The sequence below is a fragment of the Geobacillus uzenensis genome, assembly GCF_002217665.1.
GTDB classification, from domain to species: domain Bacteria; phylum Bacillota; class Bacilli; order Bacillales; family Anoxybacillaceae; genus Geobacillus; species Geobacillus subterraneus.
In genome coordinates this window covers 294,377-314,341 of record NZ_NEWL01000002.1, presented here as the reverse complement: position 1 = coordinate 314,341, position 19,965 = coordinate 294,377, and the positions used below count along the sequence as shown (strand labels likewise).

At 55.6% G+C, this 19,965-nt stretch carries 22 protein-coding genes and 1 other annotated feature; of the genes, 2 read left to right on the top strand and 20 right to left on the bottom strand.

The features are described 5' to 3' along the window. Window positions 1-82: 82 nt before the first annotated feature. The 10 genes from B9L21_RS03030 to nadB all read right to left on the bottom strand — a co-directional run bounded on the left by B9L21_RS03030 (window position 83) and on the right by nadB (window position 10,398). A complete protein-coding gene (locus tag B9L21_RS03030) occupies window positions 83-565 on the bottom strand; it encodes an intercompartmental signaling factor BofC (RefSeq protein ID WP_063165154.1) in 483 nt (160 codons plus the stop codon). Window positions 566-644: 79 nt separating this feature from the next. Beyond that, the gene (locus B9L21_RS03025) at window positions 645-1,655 is read right to left on the bottom strand and encodes a DUF3231 family protein (RefSeq protein WP_063165153.1); all 1,011 of its coding nucleotides are present in this window, start codon (window positions 1,653-1,655) and stop codon (window positions 645-647) included. 98 nt (window positions 1,656-1,753) lie between these two features. Continuing rightward, window positions 1,754-2,497 (bottom strand): YebC/PmpR family DNA-binding transcriptional regulator, encoded by a 744-nt coding sequence (locus B9L21_RS03020; protein ID WP_063165152.1) that lies wholly within the window; start codon window positions 2,495-2,497, stop codon window positions 1,754-1,756. A gap of 132 nt (window positions 2,498-2,629) precedes the next feature. Continuing rightward, complete coding sequence (locus tag B9L21_RS03015; protein WP_063165151.1) at window positions 2,630-3,364, bottom strand: YhcN/YlaJ family sporulation lipoprotein; 735 nt, start codon at window positions 3,362-3,364, stop codon at window positions 2,630-2,632. A gap of 115 nt (window positions 3,365-3,479) precedes the next feature. Further along, a complete protein-coding gene (gene nadE / locus B9L21_RS03010; RefSeq protein ID WP_063165150.1) occupies window positions 3,480-4,220 on the bottom strand; it encodes an NAD(+) synthase in 741 nt (246 codons plus the stop codon). Window positions 4,221-4,255: 35 nt separating this feature from the next. Continuing rightward, window positions 4,256-5,200 carry a phosphotransferase gene (locus B9L21_RS03005; protein WP_063167294.1) on the bottom strand — a complete coding sequence of 315 codons (945 nt, stop codon included), beginning with the start codon at window positions 5,198-5,200 and terminating at the stop codon, window positions 4,256-4,258. Continuing rightward, window positions 5,184-6,695 (bottom strand): SafA/ExsA family spore coat assembly protein, encoded by a 1,512-nt coding sequence (safA, locus tag B9L21_RS03000; protein ID WP_063165149.1) that lies wholly within the window; start codon window positions 6,693-6,695, stop codon window positions 5,184-5,186. Before safA ends, B9L21_RS03005 begins: the two co-directional genes overlap by 17 nt. Window positions 6,696-6,853: 158 nt before the next feature. Then, window positions 6,854-7,957: a quinolinate synthase NadA gene (gene nadA / locus B9L21_RS02995; protein WP_063165148.1), complete on the bottom strand. Its 1,104-nt coding sequence runs from the start codon at window positions 7,955-7,957 to the stop codon at window positions 6,854-6,856. Between the two features lie 15 nt (window positions 7,958-7,972). Further along, window positions 7,973-8,803 (bottom strand): carboxylating nicotinate-nucleotide diphosphorylase, encoded by an 831-nt coding sequence (nadC, locus tag B9L21_RS02990; RefSeq protein ID WP_063165147.1) that lies wholly within the window; start codon window positions 8,801-8,803, stop codon window positions 7,973-7,975. A 32-nt stretch (window positions 8,804-8,835) separates the two neighbouring features. Then, window positions 8,836-10,398, bottom strand: coding sequence for an L-aspartate oxidase (gene nadB, locus B9L21_RS02985; protein WP_063165146.1), 1,563 nt, complete (start codon window positions 10,396-10,398; stop codon window positions 8,836-8,838). Between the two features lie 104 nt (window positions 10,399-10,502). Between nadB and B9L21_RS02980 the strand changes: the two genes are divergently transcribed. Together B9L21_RS02980 and B9L21_RS02975 are read left to right on the top strand one after the other, a co-directional pair. Then, window positions 10,503-11,648 carry an IscS subfamily cysteine desulfurase gene (locus tag B9L21_RS02980; RefSeq protein WP_063165145.1) on the top strand — a complete coding sequence of 382 codons (1,146 nt, stop codon included), beginning with the start codon at window positions 10,503-10,505 and terminating at the stop codon, window positions 11,646-11,648. Beyond that, window positions 11,636-12,184: a transcription repressor NadR gene (locus B9L21_RS02975; RefSeq protein WP_172796421.1), complete on the top strand. Its 549-nt coding sequence runs from the start codon at window positions 11,636-11,638 to the stop codon at window positions 12,182-12,184. Before B9L21_RS02980 ends, B9L21_RS02975 begins: the two co-directional genes overlap by 13 nt. A 365-nt stretch (window positions 12,185-12,549) precedes the next feature. Here B9L21_RS02975 and pheA read toward each other — a convergent pair whose 3' ends face one another. The 10 genes from pheA to minD all read right to left on the bottom strand — a co-directional run bounded on the left by pheA (window position 12,550) and on the right by minD (window position 19,963). Beyond that, window positions 12,550-13,398: a prephenate dehydratase gene (gene pheA / locus B9L21_RS02970; RefSeq protein ID WP_063165143.1), complete on the bottom strand. Its 849-nt coding sequence runs from the start codon at window positions 13,396-13,398 to the stop codon at window positions 12,550-12,552. Between the two features lie 21 nt (window positions 13,399-13,419). Beyond that, the gene (locus B9L21_RS02965) at window positions 13,420-13,863 is read right to left on the bottom strand and encodes an ACT domain-containing protein (protein ID WP_063165142.1); all 444 of its coding nucleotides are present in this window, start codon (window positions 13,861-13,863) and stop codon (window positions 13,420-13,422) included. A 17-nt stretch (window positions 13,864-13,880) separates the two neighbouring features. Then, window positions 13,881-15,182 carry a GTPase ObgE gene (obgE, locus tag B9L21_RS02960; protein WP_063165141.1) on the bottom strand — a complete coding sequence of 434 codons (1,302 nt, stop codon included), beginning with the start codon at window positions 15,180-15,182 and terminating at the stop codon, window positions 13,881-13,883. 94 nt (window positions 15,183-15,276) lie between these two features. After that, window positions 15,277-15,837: a sporulation initiation phosphotransferase B gene (locus B9L21_RS02955; protein WP_063165140.1), complete on the bottom strand. Its 561-nt coding sequence runs from the start codon at window positions 15,835-15,837 to the stop codon at window positions 15,277-15,279. A gap of 179 nt (window positions 15,838-16,016) precedes the next feature. Continuing rightward, window positions 16,017-16,307 (bottom strand): 50S ribosomal protein L27, encoded by a 291-nt coding sequence (rpmA, locus tag B9L21_RS02950; RefSeq protein WP_008881065.1) that lies wholly within the window; start codon window positions 16,305-16,307, stop codon window positions 16,017-16,019. Between the two features lie 15 nt (window positions 16,308-16,322). Further along, complete coding sequence (locus B9L21_RS02945) at window positions 16,323-16,655, bottom strand: ribosomal-processing cysteine protease Prp (protein WP_063165139.1); 333 nt, start codon at window positions 16,653-16,655, stop codon at window positions 16,323-16,325. Between the two features lie 3 nt (window positions 16,656-16,658). Then, window positions 16,659-16,967, bottom strand: a complete 309-nt coding sequence (gene rplU, locus B9L21_RS02940) for a 50S ribosomal protein L21 (RefSeq protein WP_063165138.1) — start codon at window positions 16,965-16,967, stop codon at window positions 16,659-16,661. A 14-nt stretch (window positions 16,968-16,981) separates the two neighbouring features. Continuing rightward, window positions 16,982-17,061 (bottom strand) — a sequence feature (ribosomal protein L21 leader region). 151 nt (window positions 17,062-17,212) lie between these two features. Then, window positions 17,213-18,073: a site-2 protease family protein gene (locus tag B9L21_RS02935; RefSeq protein ID WP_063165137.1), complete on the bottom strand. Its 861-nt coding sequence runs from the start codon at window positions 18,071-18,073 to the stop codon at window positions 17,213-17,215. Beyond that, window positions 18,066-18,833, bottom strand: a complete 768-nt coding sequence (locus tag B9L21_RS02930) for a M23 family metallopeptidase (protein ID WP_063165136.1) — start codon at window positions 18,831-18,833, stop codon at window positions 18,066-18,068. The genes B9L21_RS02935 and B9L21_RS02930 overlap by 8 nt, the downstream gene beginning before the upstream one ends. A gap of 326 nt (window positions 18,834-19,159) precedes the next feature. After that, a complete protein-coding gene (gene minD / locus B9L21_RS02925) occupies window positions 19,160-19,963 on the bottom strand; it encodes a septum site-determining protein MinD (protein WP_063165135.1) in 804 nt (267 codons plus the stop codon). Between the last annotated feature and the right edge of the window lie 2 nt (window positions 19,964-19,965).

The following is a 19,965-nucleotide window of genomic DNA, read 5'->3' as shown; positions in this document are numbered from 1 at the left end:
TCTCGCCCTTTCATTGTATCATACGATTTCATTATAACAAAAACAAATCCCGTGATGCGCTTTCACACCACGGGATTTCGTTTTATTGCACAACCGCAAAATGCCGGTACATTTCGATCACTTGTTCATATTGTTCTTTCGAGAGGACGCGGATGCCTTGTTTTAATTTCGCCTGTTGGCGGCTTTCCAGCTTTTGCACGTCAATTTGGAAAAACGACTGGATAATTTGGTTCGACCGGCCCGGTTTGCCGTTAAAAATCGACAGCGTGCCGTCATCGGTGATCCCGAAATAGCCGTTCGCCTTCAGCAGCGGGGAAATGTCGTTGACCGCCTTGCGAAAGACGATCGTCCGGTCATCGAGAGTAATCAGTTGCCAGTCACGGTACTTTTTCCATATTTCCGTTAACGAGACGACCGTTTCTGTTCTTTTTTCCTCGCTGATCTCTCCGTCTAAATATTGCTGCTGCAACACGATCATCATTTTCACCGGCGCCGGCGCGGCGAACGTCCAATGAGTCGGCAATACGACCACAGCAGTCAACAATAGGATGGAAAGAATTCGCATTGTCCGTTCCTCTCTTCCGAAATGGTGGTTTCCTTACACCATTAGTTTCGCCGGCAGGCGCCATTTTATTCCTGTTCCGTCAGCTTTTTTGCAAGGCAAGCTGACGCCGGTCCAAAAAGTGCGGCGGGTACTCAAGCCAACGGCGGTCGATCATCATGTTGGCCCCGTCCTCGGTGAAAGCGCCGGCTTTGGCGATCAAGCTGGCGTATAGGGCGATAATATCGCGGCGAAGACTGACCGCCATGGCCGCTCCGTATTCCGCCGTGCCAATCGCGGATAGCGCGTTGACGACGGCCATCATTAACTGGTCGGAAAACGGCGGCTTGGTCGAGTCGGTGACGGTAACATCCGGGGACATGACGGTCGGCACGTTGCTTTCCCGCAACACGTCATGAACGGTGTTCATAATATCGGAACAGACGCGCAGCCCGCGCAAGAAAAAGTTGCGAATTTCTGGATCAACCGCCACTTGGGCAAACCCGGTCAATGTCGCCTTGCCGAGCTCGTTGTTGCGCGCTGTTGTAAACAAATGGGCCACTTCGACGGCGAGCAGCGGGCGGCGCGGGCCGAACCAGCCGGTTAAAAAGCTTTGTTTTTCAATAAATGCCGCTTCTTTCGGGTACACCATATACGGCGGGCGGACGTACACCCCTTTTTCCAGCAGGAGCTGGCGGGCGCGGTCGTTTAACATCACCGCCTCGTTCAAAAACTGGTGGAATAACTGGGCAACATCTTGGCGCGATGCCAGGGCGATCGCCCCGCTATGCGAGGTGAGGCCGAACTTGGACATATGGTATATATATTCCAAGTAAAAAACATCGCTAAACAGCTTCGGCGCGCCAGAATACACATGCTTCTCCACCGGATAGCCGACCGGCTTAGCGATCCCTTCGGCGGCGAACAGCTGCTCAATGGCGCGCATATGCCCGTTGGCGACGTTCAGCGTCTCGGTGATGAGCGGGCGAATATCGTCATCGGTCACCGTTTCTGTAAAATGCGTCAGCAAACAGGCGACGATGCTGTCGTTTATATACGTACTCCATAAGCTTGAAATCTCTGCACTTGTTAATGAAGCAACATTTCCTTCCATGTATTTTTGCACCCCCTTGTTTCCCCGTTATTATGTTTCACTACTTTCGCCTATATGTAAATCAAAGAAAAAAATCGCCAGCGTGCCGCTGACGAATGCTATTGTTCTTCAAGCACCGATTCATCCAAGTTATGGTACACCTCTTGGACGTCATCATCATCTTCAAGCGTATCGATTAACTTTAACATTTTTTTCAATTCATCGCCTGATAACGTTGTATATGTTTGCGGAATCATCGTGATTTCCGCGCTCGCAAACGTTAATCCTTGCTGTTCGAGCTGCCCTTTTACCTCCTCAAACGATTCAGGCGCCGTATAAATTTCGAACGATTCATCCGTCGTTTCCATTTCCTCCGCCCCCGCCTCAATCGCCAAAAGCAACAGCTCCTCTTCGTCAACGTTGTGCTGTTCACGGTCGATGACGAGCAAGCCTTTGCGCTCAAACAAGTAAGAGACGCAGCCCGTTTCCCCCAGATTGCCGCCGTTTTTCGAAAATGCCGCCCGCACGTTGGCGGCGGTGCGGTTTTTATTATCGGTCAGGCAGACAACCATGACAGCGACGCCGCCCGGTCCGTATCCTTCATAACGGATTTCCTCATAATTCGTATGCTCTTGGTTTCCTGTTGCTTTTTTAATCGCCCGTTCAATGTTTTCGCTCGGCATATTGGCTGCCTTTGCCTTCTCAACGACAAGGCGCAGGCCCGGGTTAGCCGCCGGGTCGCCGCCGCCGGTTTTCGCGGCGACATAAATTTCTTTCGCCAGTTTCATAAACAGCTTGCCACGCTTGGCATCTTGAGCATTTTTCCGCCGTTGGATATTTTTCCACTTCGAATGTCCAGCCATCGAAATTTCTCCTCTCATCACAACGGAATGTTCCGACATTACTATAGCAAAAAACGAGGAACATGTCAGCTGTGCCTAGCTGGAAGCCGAGAACGAAGAAAGGGGATGCCTAATGGCACCCCCCTCGCCGGGCTAGCGATTGTTTTCCGGCCGTTCTTGAATCGTATCGCCAATAAAAATGGTGCGCAAATCGCGGCGAATTTCTTCCATGCTGATCGGCGCGCCGCGGCGAATGGTGTTGTCAATCGTGCGGACGCGGTTGTACATGCCCGGATTGGATGTGACGCGCACCCGTTTGCCATTGGCATACGGGGCCACCGCTTTGGCGACGCGCTCTTCAAGCCGCTCCGGATGGCGGGCATCGGTCGCAATGGCGATCAGCGCCTGGTCGCCGTACACAACGGTGCGGGCATCGTCCACCCCATCCACTGCTGCAGCGCGGCGGGAGAGCTCTTCAACTAGAGCGCCGTCGTAGCTGCGGTAGTACGACGGATGCGGATCGACATTCAGCGAATGCAAATGCCCGTGATAGTTGTAATCGCCGTCGCCAAAATCGACCCCGCGCGGAAGAGCCGGCACATCGGTATCAAATCGGGTCGCCGCCGGCCCGCCAAGGCGGTCGTCATCCGTCAAATAGTCGGTCGCCGGTCCGCGGCGCGCCCATATATAGTTGTTATCGTAGTTGAGCGCGTTCGTCCCGTAACGGCCGTAGCGGAAATCATCGCCCCGTTCCGTCGAGTAATAGCCGATCGGTCTCGCCGCATTATTGTAGTGTCGGACTCCTTCATCCTCGGCCCCGTAATTGGCACATGAAGCGAGCAAGCCGGCTGCTGACAATACACCGATCCATTTGACCGCGTATCTCAATGGAAAACCCCCCTTGGTTTCCTTCGCCCACGGCTGGCATGGAGCCAGCCTTACGTTTAGCTTGCGGAAAAAGCAGGGGGGTTATCGCTGTTAGTTCACACCAGCAAAGCGGCTGCTAAAACTTGGGCGGCGCAACGGCCAACCGCCGTTTATGATGCGAACGTTCGTGCAGCTGTTCAATAATTTTCCGGTCTCGCTCCGGAATGTCTTCTCCTTTCAAATATTTGTCAATCATTTCATATGTCGTACCCATCTCGCTTTCATCCGTCTGTCCTTCCCATAATCCGGCGCTCGGCGCTTTTGTGATAATTTCTTCCGGAACGCCGAGCAGACGGCCCATTTCACGCACTTCGCCTTTGGTGAAGTGAATGAGCGGCACTAAATCGACCCCGCCATCACCGTATTTTGTAAAGTAGCCAGTGTGCCACTCCGCCGCATTGTCCGTGCCGACGACGAGGTAGCCGTAGTTGTTGGCGACAGCGTACAACGTCGTCATGCGCAGGCGCGCCCTCGTGTTCGCATCGCCGAGCCGCGCTTTTTCTTCATTCCATTCCCCAATGGCTTTCAGCTCGGCTTCCACCGCACCGAACAACGCCTTATGCGCCTCCGTCAAATCGATGACAAGATGTTGGATGCCGCAGCTTTCCACCACTTTAAGCGCATCTTCCATATCTTTCGGATGGCTTTTGCACGGCATGATGAGGCCAAGCGAGCGGTCTGGAAACGCCCGCTTAATCAAATGGGTGACAACAGCGGAGTCGATGCCGCCGCTAATGCCGACCACCGCCCCGTTCAAGCCGGCTGACGCCACCTGCTCCCGCAGCCATTGCACAAGTTTGTCGATTTTTTCTTGCATCCGCCTTCGACTCCCTTTTCTAAAGATTCCATCCTTTATTTTAGCATAGCGCAAAGGCGGCGGACAAACCGTTCCCGCTTCTCCCGATCCCATGCGAGCGGACGGCGGCGCGCAGCCGCCTGCCGCCACTCGCGAAATACATCGGCAGGGAACAAAAGCGCATGCAAAAACCAGCGTTTTTCCAGCCAATGGCTAAGCGGAGCGAAGCGGGCGAGCGCCGAATACGACCAGCCGATGTGCGGCAAAATACGGTTTGCGTATTGCCAATAATCAAGCCCGGGCGAGGCGAGGGCAGCCGCGTCGTAGTCGATCATATATACCTCTCCGGCAGCGGTGCGCAAAAAGTTATGGGGCGCTACATCTCCATGAATGATAGCGGCAGGCTCCGCCGCCAGCTCTCGGGCGTAATCGCCGCCCGTTGCCAGGCAGTAATGCGCCCAGCGCAGCGCAAACAAAATATCCTCTTTTTCCATCACTGTTTCAACGACCGGCAAATGCCGGCAAAACTCATCGTAACGGCGCCGCCATTTCTCATACAGCGGCATGGGCGGCAGCCGCATGGCTTCCCGTTCGCCGCCAACGATGTTCGCCGTTGCCGCATGGTAGCTATTTAGCAGTTGAAGCCCGTCCTTGATGTCGTGTTCGTTGGCGAATGCGAACGGGCGCGTGCCGGCCACATATTCCGTCAGCAGCCAATATCGCCCTCCGGCGGCGATCACCCCTCCATGACCGAGCGGCACAACGGCCGGCACGGCGAAAAAGCCGGCGCGGCGCAGAGCGGCAAGAAGCCAAGCTTGCCGTTCAGCCGCCGCCAACGAGCGGTATGCTTTCGCGACGAATGATCCGCGCGAAGTGGCGATGGCGATAACATGCGGTTTCAGCGCTGCCGCCTGCCAAATAGGAAGCCGATAATGGCGGTTAAGAAGAAAAAAGAGACAGCCGGCGGCGTCTCTTTCTATTTCGTTACTGCTCTTCACCATGCCCGCTCTCCTCGTCCGGCGGTCCGGCGAACAGGCGCGGACTGGCGGACGGCGGCGCAAGCGATGGCGCGTATCCCGGCGGGCTTGTCGGATAAACGACACCCGGCCACGGAATCGCCGACGCGGCTTGTTGCGGCGCGTACCCGTATGGAGCCGGAGGCGCGTACGCTCCAGGAGGCATATATCCCCCGTAGTATTGGATCGGTGGGTACACAGGCACATACCCAAAAGGCGGATACCCGGCTGGCGGCGCGTACATTCCAGGCGGCGCATACCCTGGTGCGGCGTAGCCGAACGGAGCGAAAGCAGCTCCAGCTGGCGGTGCCGACGGAGCAGCAGCCCCTTGTTCGCCTAGTCCAGGAAGCGGCGGGGATGCTAGCGACTCGCTGCTGCTTTCGCTAATGCCAGGAAACGGAGCCGAACTGCTTTCCGGGCTTTCCCCGGCCGCTAACGAACCCGGCGGCGGGGAATAGGGCGGCATGGCTGGCAGCGGCGGCGTATAAAATCCCGGCCCCGGCACAATCGGCGTCATCGGCACGCATCCTTGGTCAACCCCGAAAGCTGGCGCTGCCGGCGGGGCAACTGGGACGTGCGGGATGTTTGGCAACGGCGGCGGGGCTTCCTCGCTTTCGTCCGCTATATGCTCCCCTTTCAGTTCAGCGGGGCTTTCATCCGCCTCCTCCATCATGCTAGGCAAAATGTTGCTCGGTTTCGGCGGAATCGGCGGCAAATTTGACAACGACTTGGCAAACGAAACAGGAGGAGCCGGAGCGACCGGCGGAATCGCATGCGCAAGCGGCGGTGCATAGGATGTCGGCGCCGTCTTTACTTTTGGCACCTCGTTCACCGGTATATTCGGTGTTTCATTCACCGGTACGTTTGGCGTTTCATTCACCGGTACGTTCGGCGCTTCGTTCACCGGCACGTTCGGCGTCTCTTCCCCCACCTCCTTCGCTGCCCCGCCTACTGACGCTTTTGCTGTTTCTTTTCCCCCCACCTTTGGCGCTTCGGCTGCCGGTGCTATCGGCGTTTCGTTCACCACCGCTTTCGGCGCTTCGGCCGTTGGCGCTACCGGTTTTTCTTTTGCCGCTTTCGGTGCTTCAGCCGCCGCCTTCGGTTTTTCTTTCATTTCCGCTTTCGGCGCTTCGGCCGTTGGCATCTCATTGACAGCTGCTGGCCCTTCGTTCACCGATGCTTCATTTTCCGGGACGGAGCCGCCGACTACGTCGAGCTCCGTATCAATGTTCAACGAAACGAACGGTTTTGCCTCTGCGTACGGATGTTCTTCCACCTTCGGTTTTTTCGGCGATCCATACAGTTTTGTTTCTTTTTTTATTGGCACCCCTGCTGTCGGCACTTTAATTTTCATTCCAGGCATAATCATATCCGGATCGCTCAAATGCCCATTTATCTTTTTCAATTGTTCAAAATTAACCCCATATTTTTGGGCAATTTTCCAAAGGGTGTCGCCCTTTTGAACAATATGGATTTTCACGCCGTTCCCCTCCTAAACCGAGACTGTTTGCACTCTATCCGACCGATGCTTGTTTCCTGTTATCGTCTTTCAACACAATGTATGACGATGGGCGTTGATTTATGATAAAAAAATCCCCCGGCCGGACGGAGGAAATTCCGTCTTGCCAGGGAGGGGGACTAGGCAAGGGCAAGCATGCGTTCAAGCGCTTGCTTCGCTTCGAACGCCACTTCCGTTGGAACGGTAATGCGGTTGACGACCGTTCCTTCGCTGAGCGATTCAAGCGCCCAAACGAAATGCGGCAAATCGATCCGGTTCATCGTTAAGCACGGACACATATACGGATTCAGGGAAACGATTTCTTTATCCGGATGCTCATGCATGAGGCGGTTCACTAAGTTCATTTCCGTCCCGATCGCCCACCGGCTGCCGGGTGGGGCATTGCGGATCGTTTCGATAATATATTTGGTGGAACCGGCATAATCCGCCTGTTGAACAACGTCCCAGCTGCATTCCGGATGAACGATCACCTTAGTTTCCGGATTCGTCCGCCGAATATGCTCAATTTGCCGGACATTGAAATTTTCATGCACCGAGCAATGCCCCTTCCAAAGAATGACTTTCACCTTGTCAAGATCGCCGTTGCCTTGCAATGTTTCCTCATGTGGATCCCAGACAGCCATCTCCTCAAGGCCGACGCCGAGCGCGTAGGCCGTATTTCTCCCTAAATGCTGATCCGGCAAAAAGAAAATGCGCTCCTTTTTTGAAAACGCCCACGCCACCATCTTTTTCGCGTTGGACGACGTGACCGTCGCCCCGCCATGGCGGCCGACAAACGCTTTAATCGCCGCTGTGGAGTTGACATACACAAGCGGGAGAATCGTCTCGCCAAACCGCTCCGTCAACGCTGCCCACGCCCGCTCGACTTGGAAAAGATCGGCCATATCGGCCATGGAACAGCCGGCGCGCAAATCCGGCAAAATGACCGTCTGCGCCTCGCTCGTTAAAATGTCCGCCGTTTCCGCCATGAAATGGACGCCGCAAAACACAATGTATTCCGTCTCGCTGTTTTTCGCTGCCAGCTGGGCGAGCTGAAGCGAGTCGCCAGTTGCATCAGCGAACTGAATGACCTCATCTTTTTGGTAATGGTGCCCAGGGATAAAAAGGCGCCGCCCGAGCCGCTCCTTCACAGCGCGGGCGCGCACTTCGAGCTCGTCTCTTTCCATCGTTTTGTACTGTTCCGGCATATCATCAAGCCGTTTGAATTGTTCAAGTACGTTCATCGTTCTCTCCCCCCATTATTGCAAATAAAAGCTGATATCTAACGCCGCGGCGGAATGCGTTAAGAAACCGAGTGAAATGTAGTCGACGCCGGTCGCGCCATACGCCGCCACGTTAGCGAGCGTAATGCCGCCGGACGCCTCTGTAATGATCGGTTTCGGCACGAGCCGGACGAACGAACGCACTTCCTCGGGCGTCCGATTGTCAAACATAATAATGTCAGCCCCGGCTTCGACCGCCTCAAGCACCTCGGCTTCCGTTTCCGTTTCGACTTCGATTTTCACCATATGGCCGAGCCGCTCTCTCACCGTTTTCACAGCAGCGGCAATCGATCCGCAAAACGCGATATGGTTGTCTTTAATCATCACACCGTCGTACAAGCCAAAGCGGTGATTGTAGCCGCCGCCGCAAGTGACGGCATATTTTTCAAGCATGCGCAAGCCCGGCGTCGTTTTCCGCGTATCGCAAAGGCGCGTAGGGCTGTCGCCAAGCAGGTCGACCGCCTGCCGCGTCACGGTCGCAATGCCGCTTAGGTGCTGAAGCAAATTCAAAATGACGCGCTCACCGGACAACAGCGGACCGACCGGCCCGGAAACGGCGGCGATCGTTTCGCTGGCTGCGATCCGTTCGCCGTCTTGTTTCATGACCGACACCTCAATATGCGGATCAAGCAGCTGATAGCCGGCGGCAATCAGGCCGACGCCGGCCACAACTCCATCCGCCTTCGCCGTAAACACGCCCGCCGCGCGTTCGTTGGCCCGGAAAATCGTGTCGCTTGTCACATCGCCGTCACCGATATCCTCAAGAAAAAAGTGCCGCAACAACTGCTCAAGTTTTAACCGATTCATCGCTCCATCCCCCTTTTGACCCTGCTCTTGTGTTATCGCCGGGCCGATGCATGCGCCCACTCTTCCTTCGTTCGCACGAGACGCCGGCCTTGCCAGTCGGGATGATCATACGGAAAATCGCTCCGGTAGTGGCCGCCGCGGCTTTCCGTGCGGCGAAGCGCGGACGAGGCGACGAGCCAGCCGGCAAGCAGCATATACCCTGTTTCAATCTCCTCTGCCGACAGCCACTCAAGGTCACCATCCAACCAATCCGGCAAGGAAAACTGTTCGAACCAACGAACCGCTTCACGAAGCTGCTCTCCGTCACGGACGATGCCGGCAAGCGCAGACAATCGCTCGCGGATGCGCGCCCGCCCCGGAAGCGGCGGCGCCAAAAGACGGCGCGGGCGGCCAAACGGCCGGACGGTGCGGTGCGCTGCCGCCGGCCACCCCTCTTGGCGGCTGATCGCGTGAGCGACGCGGGCGCCAAAGACGATCGCCTCAAGCAACGAATTGCTTGCCAACCGGTTGGCGCCGTGCACACCAGTGCACGCCGCCTCGCCTACAGCATACAAGCCCGGCACGGTCGTCTGCCCCCATTCATTGACCATAATGCCGCCCATTAAAAAGTGGGCGCCCGGCACGACCGGAAGGCGGCCGGCCTCAAGACCGGCGCCATGCGCCTCGCATAGCGCGGCAATCGTCGGAAAGCGGCGGCGAAAATCGCGCACGGCGGAAATATTCAAGTAGACGCGGCCGCCGCGCTCCATTTCCGCGGCGATGGCGCGGGCGACAACATCACGCGGCGCCAAATCGCCAAGCGGATGAACGCCATCCATTAAGCGCCGGCCGTCTTCCGCCTCAAGCACTGCTCCCTCGCCGCGCACCGCCTCCGATACTAATCCGACCGCCTTTCCGCCGGCAGCGAGCATCGTCGGATGAAATTGGATAAATTCCATGTCGGCGACTGCCGCACCGGCGCGATACGCCATAGCGATGCCGTCGCCAACCGCTGTCGGCGCGTTGGAAGTGAACGTATACAGCCCGGCGCAGCCGCCAGTCGCGATGACGACCGCCCCCGCCCGCCAAGCTGAGACAGCGCCGTCTGTTCGCTTCGCTTTCACCCCGACGCAGCGGCCGTCTTCCATCAAAAGTTCGATGACTTGTTCACCTTCCACCACCGATATGCGCCCTTCCACCTGCCTAAGCAAAAACGAAACGAGCGCCTTGCCCGTTTGGTCGCCGCCAGCGTGCAAAATGCGCCGGCGGCTATGTCCGCCTTCAAGACCGAAGCGGAGCTGACCGTGTTCATCTGCATCGAAGGCCATCCCGGCGTCCATCCATTCTTGCAGCCGCTTCGGCCCTTCCCGGACGAGCAGCTCAACCATCCGCCCATCGTTATGATGGCAGCCGGCCGCAAGCGTGTCGCGGAAATGGGCGCGCCAGTCGTCGTCGGCTGCCAGCGCCGCCGCCACCCCGCCTTGCGCCCGCCAAGAGTTGCTGTCGGTTCGTCCCTTCTTTGTGAAAATCATCACATTTTCTTGCGCCCGCAAATAATAAGCGACTGTTAAAGCAGCCAGTCCGCTGCCGACAATGATGATGCCGTCTTCCCCCACACTTAGGACTCCTCTCTTTTCACCTGTCTTGACATCTATATTTACACATATTTAAACTGATGACAAGGGGTTTATCAAAAAAAGTAAAGAAAAGGCGGGGGACTATGATTTATTTGGACTATGCAGCGACGACACCGATGTGTGAGGAAGCCATCGCAGCTTATGCCGAGGCAGCGGCCGTTTATTTTGGCAATGAAAGCAGCCTGCACGACACCGGTACGAAAGCGAAGCAACTGCTGACATTATGCCGGCGCGAGCTTGCGGCTATGATCAACGGGGAAGCGGAAGGGATCTATTTCACAAGCGGCGGCACAGAAGCGAATGTGCTCGCCATTCGGTCGCTCATTGCCGCCCATCGTCATAAAGGGAATCATTTAATTACCACCGAAATCGAGCACGCCTCACTATATCATTTGTTTCAACAGCTTGAAACAGAAGGGTATACGGTGACGTATTTGCCCGTCGACCGATTCGGACGCATTCGTCTCGCTGATTTGGAACGGGCCATCACGCCGCGGACGATCCTTGCTTCCATCCAGCACGCCAACTCGGAAATCGGCACCATCCAGCCGCTGGCCGACATCGGCCGCCTGTTGCGGGCGCGCGGCGTCCTTTTTCATAGCGACTGCGTGCAAACTTTTGCTAAAATACAGCTAGACATAAAGGCGATGGCGATTGACAGCGTATCGATTTCCGCCCATAAAGTGTACGGCCCCAAAGGCGTCGGCGCCGTCTACATCGACCCGCACCTTCACTGGAAACCCGTTTTTCCGGGGGCGACACACGAATCCGGTTTCCGGCCCGGAACGGTCAATGTACCGGGGATCGTTGCCTTCATTACCGCTGCCAAACAGCTTTACGGACGGATGGAAGGTGAACAGGCACGCTTTGAACAGCTGCGCCGCCGGCTGCTTGACGCCATCGCGGCCAAACAGCTGCCGATTGCTGTGGAAGGCCATCCCCGCTGGCGACTTGCCCATATTGTCGGGTTGTCTGTTGCCGGTTTTGAAGGACAGCTCGTCATGCTTGAATGCAACCGCGCCGGCATCGCCATTTCCACCGGCAGCGCCTGCCAAGTCGGATTGCAGGCACCGTCGCGGACGATGCTCGCCGTCGGCAAAACGCCAGAGGAGGCGAAGCAGTTCGTCCGTGTATCGCTTGGTGCGGCCACGACAGAAGCAGAGATCGACCAATTGATTTCCGCATTAGAACGGCTCATCCGAACACGAAAGGAGGCATGGGCAAGGTGAAAGAAGAAAAGAAAATTTTAGGAGAAACGCGGCGCCAGCTCATTTTGCAATGGCTGAAAGAAAGCGGGACGCCGCTCACCGGGGCGGAGTTGGCGGCGAAAACGAACGTCAGCCGCCAAGTGATCGTTCAAGATATTTCGCTGTTAAAGGCGCGCAACGAACCGATTATCGCGACAAGCCAAGGCTACTTGTATTTAAAGCCGGCTGAACCGGCGCAAACGTATGCGAGGACGATCGCCTGCTCCCATACACCAGCGCAGACGAAAGAAGAATTGTATTTGCTCGTCGACTGCGGCGTAACGGTAAAAGATGTCAAAATCGAACATCCAGTCTATGGGGATTTAACCGCCTCGGTCATGGTCAGCAACCGCCTCGAAGTCGACCAGTTTATCGCCAAAATTGAGGCGACAAAATCGTCATATTTATTGCAGCTGACCGATGGGACGCATTTGCATACGCTTGAAGCTGACTCGCCGGAAAAGCTCGATGCTGCCTGCCGTGCCTTAAAACAAGCAGGCTTTTTAATCGAGGCCTAACCCCCTTGCCGGCGCACTCTCGTCCTGCAAATAAGGCAAACCGCCCCACGGCGGCCGAACAGGGCATGCCGCATGACCAGGAGGCTGCAGGAGAGGAAGAAAAAAGAAATGCAGCAGCGACCGAAGCAAAAAGCAGCTGGGTTAAAAGGGATGTTTCTTTAAGAGAAAGACACACTGCCATCAGGCGAAATGGTTCACAGTGATGGGAAAGAGGCTGACTTAACAAGGCCGACTGTCTTCAAACAGAATGCGGGATTATAGAATGACAAAGTTCGATATCGCAGTGAAAAAGGGGCTGACTCCAAAAGTCCGCTTTTTGGCGGACTTTTGGGTCAGCCCCTCTCTCCGTTTTTTCACCATTCATTTTAGACAAAATAATACGGATAACTGCCCAACAGCTGCACTGTGCAGCCGAGCGCTTCAATTTCGGCGATCGCCCCTGGGATGAGGACGTCATCCATCGGCGCGTCGATGTCAATGATAAAAAAGTAGTTGCCGAGCCCCGTTTTCGCCGGGCGCGACTCAATTTTCGTCAAGTTCAGCCGCCGCCAAGCAAACGCCGACAGCACTTGGTGGAGCGCACCGGGCTGGTCTTGCGGCAGCATGACGACAACGGTCGTTTTGTCGCCGGCATAAAGCGGCGAATCCGGCGAAAGCGGCTGTCCGCTTCGGCTGACAACGATAAAGCGCGTATGATTGTAATCGTAATCATGAATGTTTTCCTGCACGATCGTCAAACCGTATTCCCTCGCTGCCAGTCGATTGGCAATCGCCGCCACCGGCAAGTGCGGATGTTCGCTCACAAATTTGGCGGCGGCGCTCGTTGACGTCATCGGCACTTGCTTCGCCCCTTTGAGCACCGTATGTAAAAACTTGCGGCACTGAGCAATGGCGTGCGAATGTGAATACACTTCTTTAATCTCGCGCCAATGCGGCGCATAGTACGGATGCACCATTAAATGCTGCTCGATCGGGACGACAATTTCACCGATGATCGGCAGCGGCTGTTCATGGATCAAATAATCGAGCGTTAAATTGACCGATCCTTCCAACGCATTTTCAAGCGGCACAACCGCCGCCGCAATTTCCCCAACGGCGACGGCGTCGATGCAGTCGGGAATCGTGTCATACGGCTCGCGCGGCTCTGATGGAAATAGCGCCGCAACCGCCGCTTCGGTAAACGTCGCTTTCGGTCCTAAATAGCCGATTCTCATCACGTTTGCCTCTCCCTTGCTTTAATACACTCCTGAACCAACAATTTCAACTTTTTCGACAAATTCGAGCCCTCTCAGCTTTGTCAACAGTTCATCAATGTCTTCATGCATATCGTTTGTGCTGACGGAAAGTGTCACGTTCGCCCGTCCTTGCAGCGGGATCGTCTGGTGGATCGTCAGCACGTTGCAGCCGGCCGCTGCCACGACGCCAAGCAGCCGCGACAACGTGCCTGAGCGGTCTTCCAAATGAAAAAACAACGTGACGATATTTTCTTTCGTCACCGCTTGAAACGGAAAAATGGCATCGCGGTATTTATAAAAGACGCCGCGGCTAATGTTCGCAAGCTGCGCCGCCTCGGCGACCGAGGCGGCTTTTTTCCGCTCAAGCAGCTGCTTAGCGAGCACGACTTTTTTCATCGCTTCCGGCAAGACGTCTTCACGCACTAAATAAAACTTTTTTTCCACCGCACCTTCCCCCGCTTTTACCGTTCATCCCAGTCGTCGACAAACTCAAACTCGTAATCGAGCAATCGGACGGTGTCCCCGTCTTTCGCTCCGCGCTCGCGCAGCGCGTCGTCGACTCCCATCGCCCGCAGCTGGCGAGCGAAGCGGCGCACCGATTCTTCGCGCGAGAAATCGGTCATTTTCAACAGCTTTTCGATTTTATCGCCAGATAGAATAAACGCTCCGTCGCTGCCGCGGGTGATCGTAAACGGCGGCTTCTCTTTCTCATACTTATAGACGACGCGCTGCACCGCCGGCTCTTCCGGTTCATAGAGCGGAAACTCCGGCGTTGTTTCGAGCAGATCGGCAATGGCAAACAGCAGCTCGCGCACCCCTTGCCTTGTCGCGGCCGAAATCGGAAAGACCGGCACCGCCTCGCCGACTTTCTCTTGAAAACGGCGCAAGTTTTCTTCGGCGTTTGGCATGTCCATTTTATTGGCAGCGACAATTTGCGGCCGTTCCGTCAAGCGTAAATTGTATTGCTTCAACTCCTCATTGATGACGACGTAATCGTCGTACGGGTCGCGCCCTTCCACCGCAGCCATGTCGATGACATGGACGATGACGCGCGTCCGTTCAATATGGCGCAAAAACTGATGCCCCAAACCGACTCCCTCGTGGGCGCCTTCAATCAGCCCCGGCAAGTCGGCCATGACAAAACTGCGGCCGTCTTCCGTTTCGACAACACCCAAATTCGGCGCGAGCGTCGTAAAGTGGTATTCGGCAATTTTCGGGCGCGCCGCGGAAACGACCGACAGCAATGTCGATTTGCCGACGCTTGGAAACCCGACAAGACCGACATCGGCAAGCAGCTTTAATTCCAAAATGACGTTCCGCTCTTCGCCTGGCTCGCCGTTTTCCGCGATTTCCGGGGCCGGATTGGCCGCGGTCGCAAACCGAGTGTTGCCGCGCCCGCCGCGTCCGCCTTTGGCGACAACAAACCGCTGTCCTTCTTCCGTCAAGTCGGCGAGCACTTCGTTCGTATCGGCATCGATGACCACCGTCCCGGGCGGCACTTTGACAAGCAAGTCTTCCGCATTTTTGCCATGCTGGTTTTTCGACATGCCGTTTTCGCCGCGCGGCGCTTTAAAATGGCGCTGGTAGCGGAAATCCATCAACGTCCGCAGCCCTTCATCGACGACGAACACAACGTCGCCGCCTTTGCCGCCGTCGCCGCCGGCCGGCCCGCCTTTCGGGACATATTTTTCACGGCGGAACGCGACCATGCCGTTGCCGCCGTCCCCGCCTTTGACATAAATTTTCACTTGATCGACAAACATAGCTGTTCCTCCGATTCGCTTCCATCATGGCGAAATTAGTGTCACTAATACTTATTATTGTATACAGCGCCGATTCAATGCTGTCAATATGTGCTTAAGAATAAGGCCCGCCGGGGCGGAACAGCAGCTCGAGCTCCACGGTCAACTCTTCGGTGCCGACGGCAAACGATACAAGACGAAGCGGCGGCGCCGGCTCGCAGCGTTCCAGCCAAGCGCGGACGGCCTCACCGTCCTGCCACGCGCCGCGATAATCAAAAAACAGCGATGCCCGCCCGTAAGACAGCTCGATCGACAAACATACATGGTTTTCTGTCTGTCTGTCGGCCTGCATCTCCAGCAGGTGAAGAAAGCCGCAGCACCATTCGGTCAATCGTTCGTCATACATTGACAAATCCGCTTCGCCGCCTGTGACTTCATACTCAAGAAAAATCGGGCGCGGCTCCCAGTTGTAGGTCATGACCAGTTCGGCGAACCGCTCGGCCTTCAAGTTCGTCAGCCGGGTTTCCTGCTGCATCTCGCCGATAATGCCATTGATGATCTCTTGCACCCGCTCGATTTTATTGAGCGCCAAATGACCTTTAATGAGCTGAATTTTGTTCAGCCAGTCATGGCGGGCATGGCGCATCACTTCAACGACCGTCCATCGCTTATCCATTCACTGCTCCCCTATTCGTGCGGTGCGATGGCCCGCACCGCCTTTTCTTCATCTTCCCCTTCGTCGAGAGGACATTTACTTTTACTATAGCATTTTCTGACAACAAACGGGAACGATTTTTCAAGAGCAAAAAGAAAAAACTCTAACCGACGTGGTTAGAGTTTTTTCTTTGAAACAAGTTACGCTTCTTGGCTGACCGGGTAGACGCTGACGCGTTTGCGGTCACGGCCGAGCCGCTCGAAGCGGACGATGCCGTCAATTTTCGCGTACAGCGTGTCATCGCCGCCGCGGCCGACGTTCAAGCCTGGATGAACTTTCGTTCCGCGTTGGCGGTACAAAATGGAGCCGCCCGTCACAAACTGACCGTCAGCGCGCTTTGCGCCAAGGCGCTTCGCGATCGAGTCACGGCCGTTTTTCGTCGAACCGACCCCTTTTTTCGAAGCGAAAAACTGCAAGTCGAGTCTCAGCATGGTAGTCACCTCCTGCTAGATAGATGTCACGCGGATGAACTTCCCGTAGTCGCGTTCGATCGTCTTTAGCGAGACGACCATCGCTTCCAACAACAATTGCACTTTCTCTGCCGTCGCTGCTTCTTCCAGCTTCGGAAGCTCACAGCGAAGATAGCCTCCGTCTTGGCCGAGCGAAACGTGCGGGCGAACGCCGGCAAGCGCTTCGATGGCATTGATGGTGCCGAACGAAACGGCCGAAGCGCCGGCGCAGACGATATCTTGCCCGCGCTTGGCAAACTCGGCGTGCCCGTCCATCGTGAATGCGCGAATGCGGCCGTCCGCTTCTCGCTCAATCGTAATGCGGATCATCGCTTACGCGTTGATTTTTTCGATGACAACTTTCGTGTACGGCTGACGGTGGCCTTGTTTGCGGCGATAGTTCTTTTTCGCTTTATATTTGAAGACGATGATTTTCTTTTGTCGGCCGTGCTTTTGCACTTTCGCCGTGACCGTTGCACCTTCGATCGTCGGGTTTCCGATTTTTACCGTTTCCCCGCCGACGAACAGCACTTTGTCAAACGTCACCGTATCGCCTTCATTGGCATCCAGTTTTTCGATGTAAATTTCTTGGCCTTCTTCTACTTTCAATTGTTTGCCGCCAGTTTCAATGATTGCGTACATGCCTCGCACCTCCTTCATGGACTCAGACTCGCCAGCGTCAAGGCGGTTCCAGTCGGAACACTTCACAACCCGCGCTGAGCGGTTGTAGTACGGGTGCGTCCTTTTGCGACAGCCGCCCTCTTTTGCCCCGTTAAGGGACAAAAAGTCTACAACGTCATCTATCGTAACATAGAAACAGCCAGCCGTCAACCGTCATCTTCCCCCACCGTGGGACACAATGAAACGGTTCGAACGGCCAGCCGTCATCAATAAATGAGTGCGCCAAGCGGCGCATCGGTCCGCTTTTCGGCAAAAAACGCGTGCAGCAGCTCGTTTTCATCAAGTGTCGTCCGTTCGCGGCCGTCGCGTACGACGACGATCGCATGTTTTTGCCCGCGGTAAAAGCGCTGCAGCACGGCGGAGATGCGCTCATCCGCCGGAACGGTAATCGTCTGCAGCCTTGCGTAATCGCCCTTTTTCCCGTAATACCGTTCAAGCAAAAAGCGCATGACCACATATGGATGCTGTTTCTTCTCTTGCCAAAGCGCATGCGCTAAAAAGGCGGCGATCGCCCATAAATCAAGCTGGCGCGGTGCGAATGCAAGCAAAAGGACGATGCTGACCGCCAGCACAGCCGCTGATATGGCAACCATGTTCCGGTGCGCCTCGCCGAACGGGCGGCGGTACGACAAAAGCAAAAACAGCAGCTTGCCACCGTCAAGCGGCCAGATCGGCAGCAAGTTTAAACTAAACAGAGCCGCGTTATAACGGAAAAACAGCTCCCAACTTCCGTCATCCATCCAGCCGGCCTCCCATAAAAAAAACCCCGCCGCCGTCAGCCAAAGATGCTGCGCCGGCCCGGCGAGCGTCACGATCCACTCTTCACGGAACGGGCGGTTTCCATGTTCCTCCACTTCTGCCACTCCGCCGAACGGCAGCAGCAAAATCCGCTTCACCCGCCAGGAAAAAAACGCCGCTGCCGCCGCATGGCCAAGCTCATGAATGAGCACGATGAAAAACAGCAAACAAAGCTGCTTAAAATGGGCGGTCAATACCGCCATGCCGCCGATCAGCCATAGCAACGGATGAACGTGCAACTTTCCAAGCAGCCCGAGATACTTATTCAAAGGAAATCACCTGGATCGGATCGATAAATTTATCCCCTTGCTTAATGGCAAAATAAAACAGTCCTTTCTGTTTATCTTTGTCACTCGCCTGGGCGGTGCCGACTTCTTTCCCCATTTCGATAAAATCGTACAGTTTGACAGAAATGGTACTTAAATGGCCATACCACGTTTCACTGCCGTCCGCGTGCTGAATGATGACCGTTTTTCCGAGCTTCTCTTTCGTGCCGGCAAACGTAACGATCCCTTCTTTCATTGCTTCGACTTTCGCCTCGCTCACGGTTTCGATCATCACCCCTTGGCCATTTTCGTCAAAGCTTTCGAGCACTCGGCCGGAAACCGGCACCGCGTATGAGGACGCTGTTTCCGTTTTTGTCTCTTTTTTCGGCGCAAAAAAGGCGAGCGGTTCGCCGAACGTCTTTTCATACCAAGCCGAGACAGCTGCAAACTGAAATTCCGTTTCCATCGTCCGCGCGACAAACTGCCGTGCCGGCTCAAGCGAAGCGGACGGATGTTTGAACAAAATGGCGGTCACTAACACGAGGCAGGCGGCGATGAGCGTTTTGAAGAGAAACCACTCTTTGCGAAACAGCGGATGGGACTCTGATTCAAACGAATAGCGGTCATACGTGACGACCGGCAGCCCGTACCGCTCCTCGTCCGCTATCCCCCACTCCGGCTCCTTTCGCTTGTTTGACCGATATTGGCGCTCTTTTCGCCGCCTTTCGATCCGTTTTTTCATTTCCCGAACGCGTCGGTCCATACGTCCCCCCTCCACCTTTCTAACGACGTTTGTACTAATTTATGAGACAACCTCATTGAATATGAGCAAGCGTTTTTTGCCGCGTCCTGTCGAGCCGATCGCTATAGCCGCAGGCCCGTTGTCGTCAAAGGAGGACGCCGGTTTTGAACCATTTTCCAAAGACAACGTTTCCGTCAGCCCTGCGATCAATAAAAAAGAGACCGAGTCCCCACGGTCTCCTTGTCCCTCCGGATCCTGTTATGTCAGCGCCTGCCCGCCGGCCGCACTTCTGCAAGCGATGGACAAAACAAAAAGGGCAATTTCCCCACGGAATTGCCCCCATTCCCCTACTTTAAACTAAATATTTTTCGAATCTTCGAGAACAATCCTTTCTCTTCTTCCTCAAGCGGCGGCAGCGGCACCGACTCGCCGAGGATGCGGCGGGCGATGTTGCGGTAGGCGATCGACGCTTTGCTGTTCGGGTCAAGGACGATCGGCTCGCCGCGGTTGGACGCCTTGATCACGTTTTCATCATCGGCGATAATACCGAGCAGTTCGATCGATAAATGCATGACAATTTCATCGACATCGAGCATATCGCCGCTTTTCACCATATGGCTGCGGATGCGGTTGATGATGAGGCGCGGCGGCTTGACGTGCTCTTCCGCTTCAAGCAGGCCGATGATGCGGTCGGCATCGCGAACCGCTGACACTTCCGGCGTCGTGACGACGATCGCCTCGTCCGCGCCGGCGACGGCGTTGCGGTATCCTTGCTCAATGCCGGCCGGGCAGTCGATGAGCACATAATCGTATTCCTGCTTCAGCTGCTCAACCAGCTCTTTCATCTGCCCCGGATTGACCGCCGATTTATCGCTCGTCTGCGCCGCCGGCAGCAAATACAAATGGTTATCGAACCGCTTATCTTTGACAAGCGCTTTTTGCACCGTACAGCGCCCTTCGACGACATCCACTAAGTCATAAATAATTCGGTTTTCAAGCCCCAATACGACATCAAGGTTGCGCAGCCCGATGTCCGTATCGACAAGGCACACCCGCTTCCCTAAAATGGCGAGGGCCGTTCCAAGGTTCGCGGTCGTCGTCGTTTTGCCGACGCCGCCTTTCCCGGAAGTGATGACGATCGCTTCTCCCACGG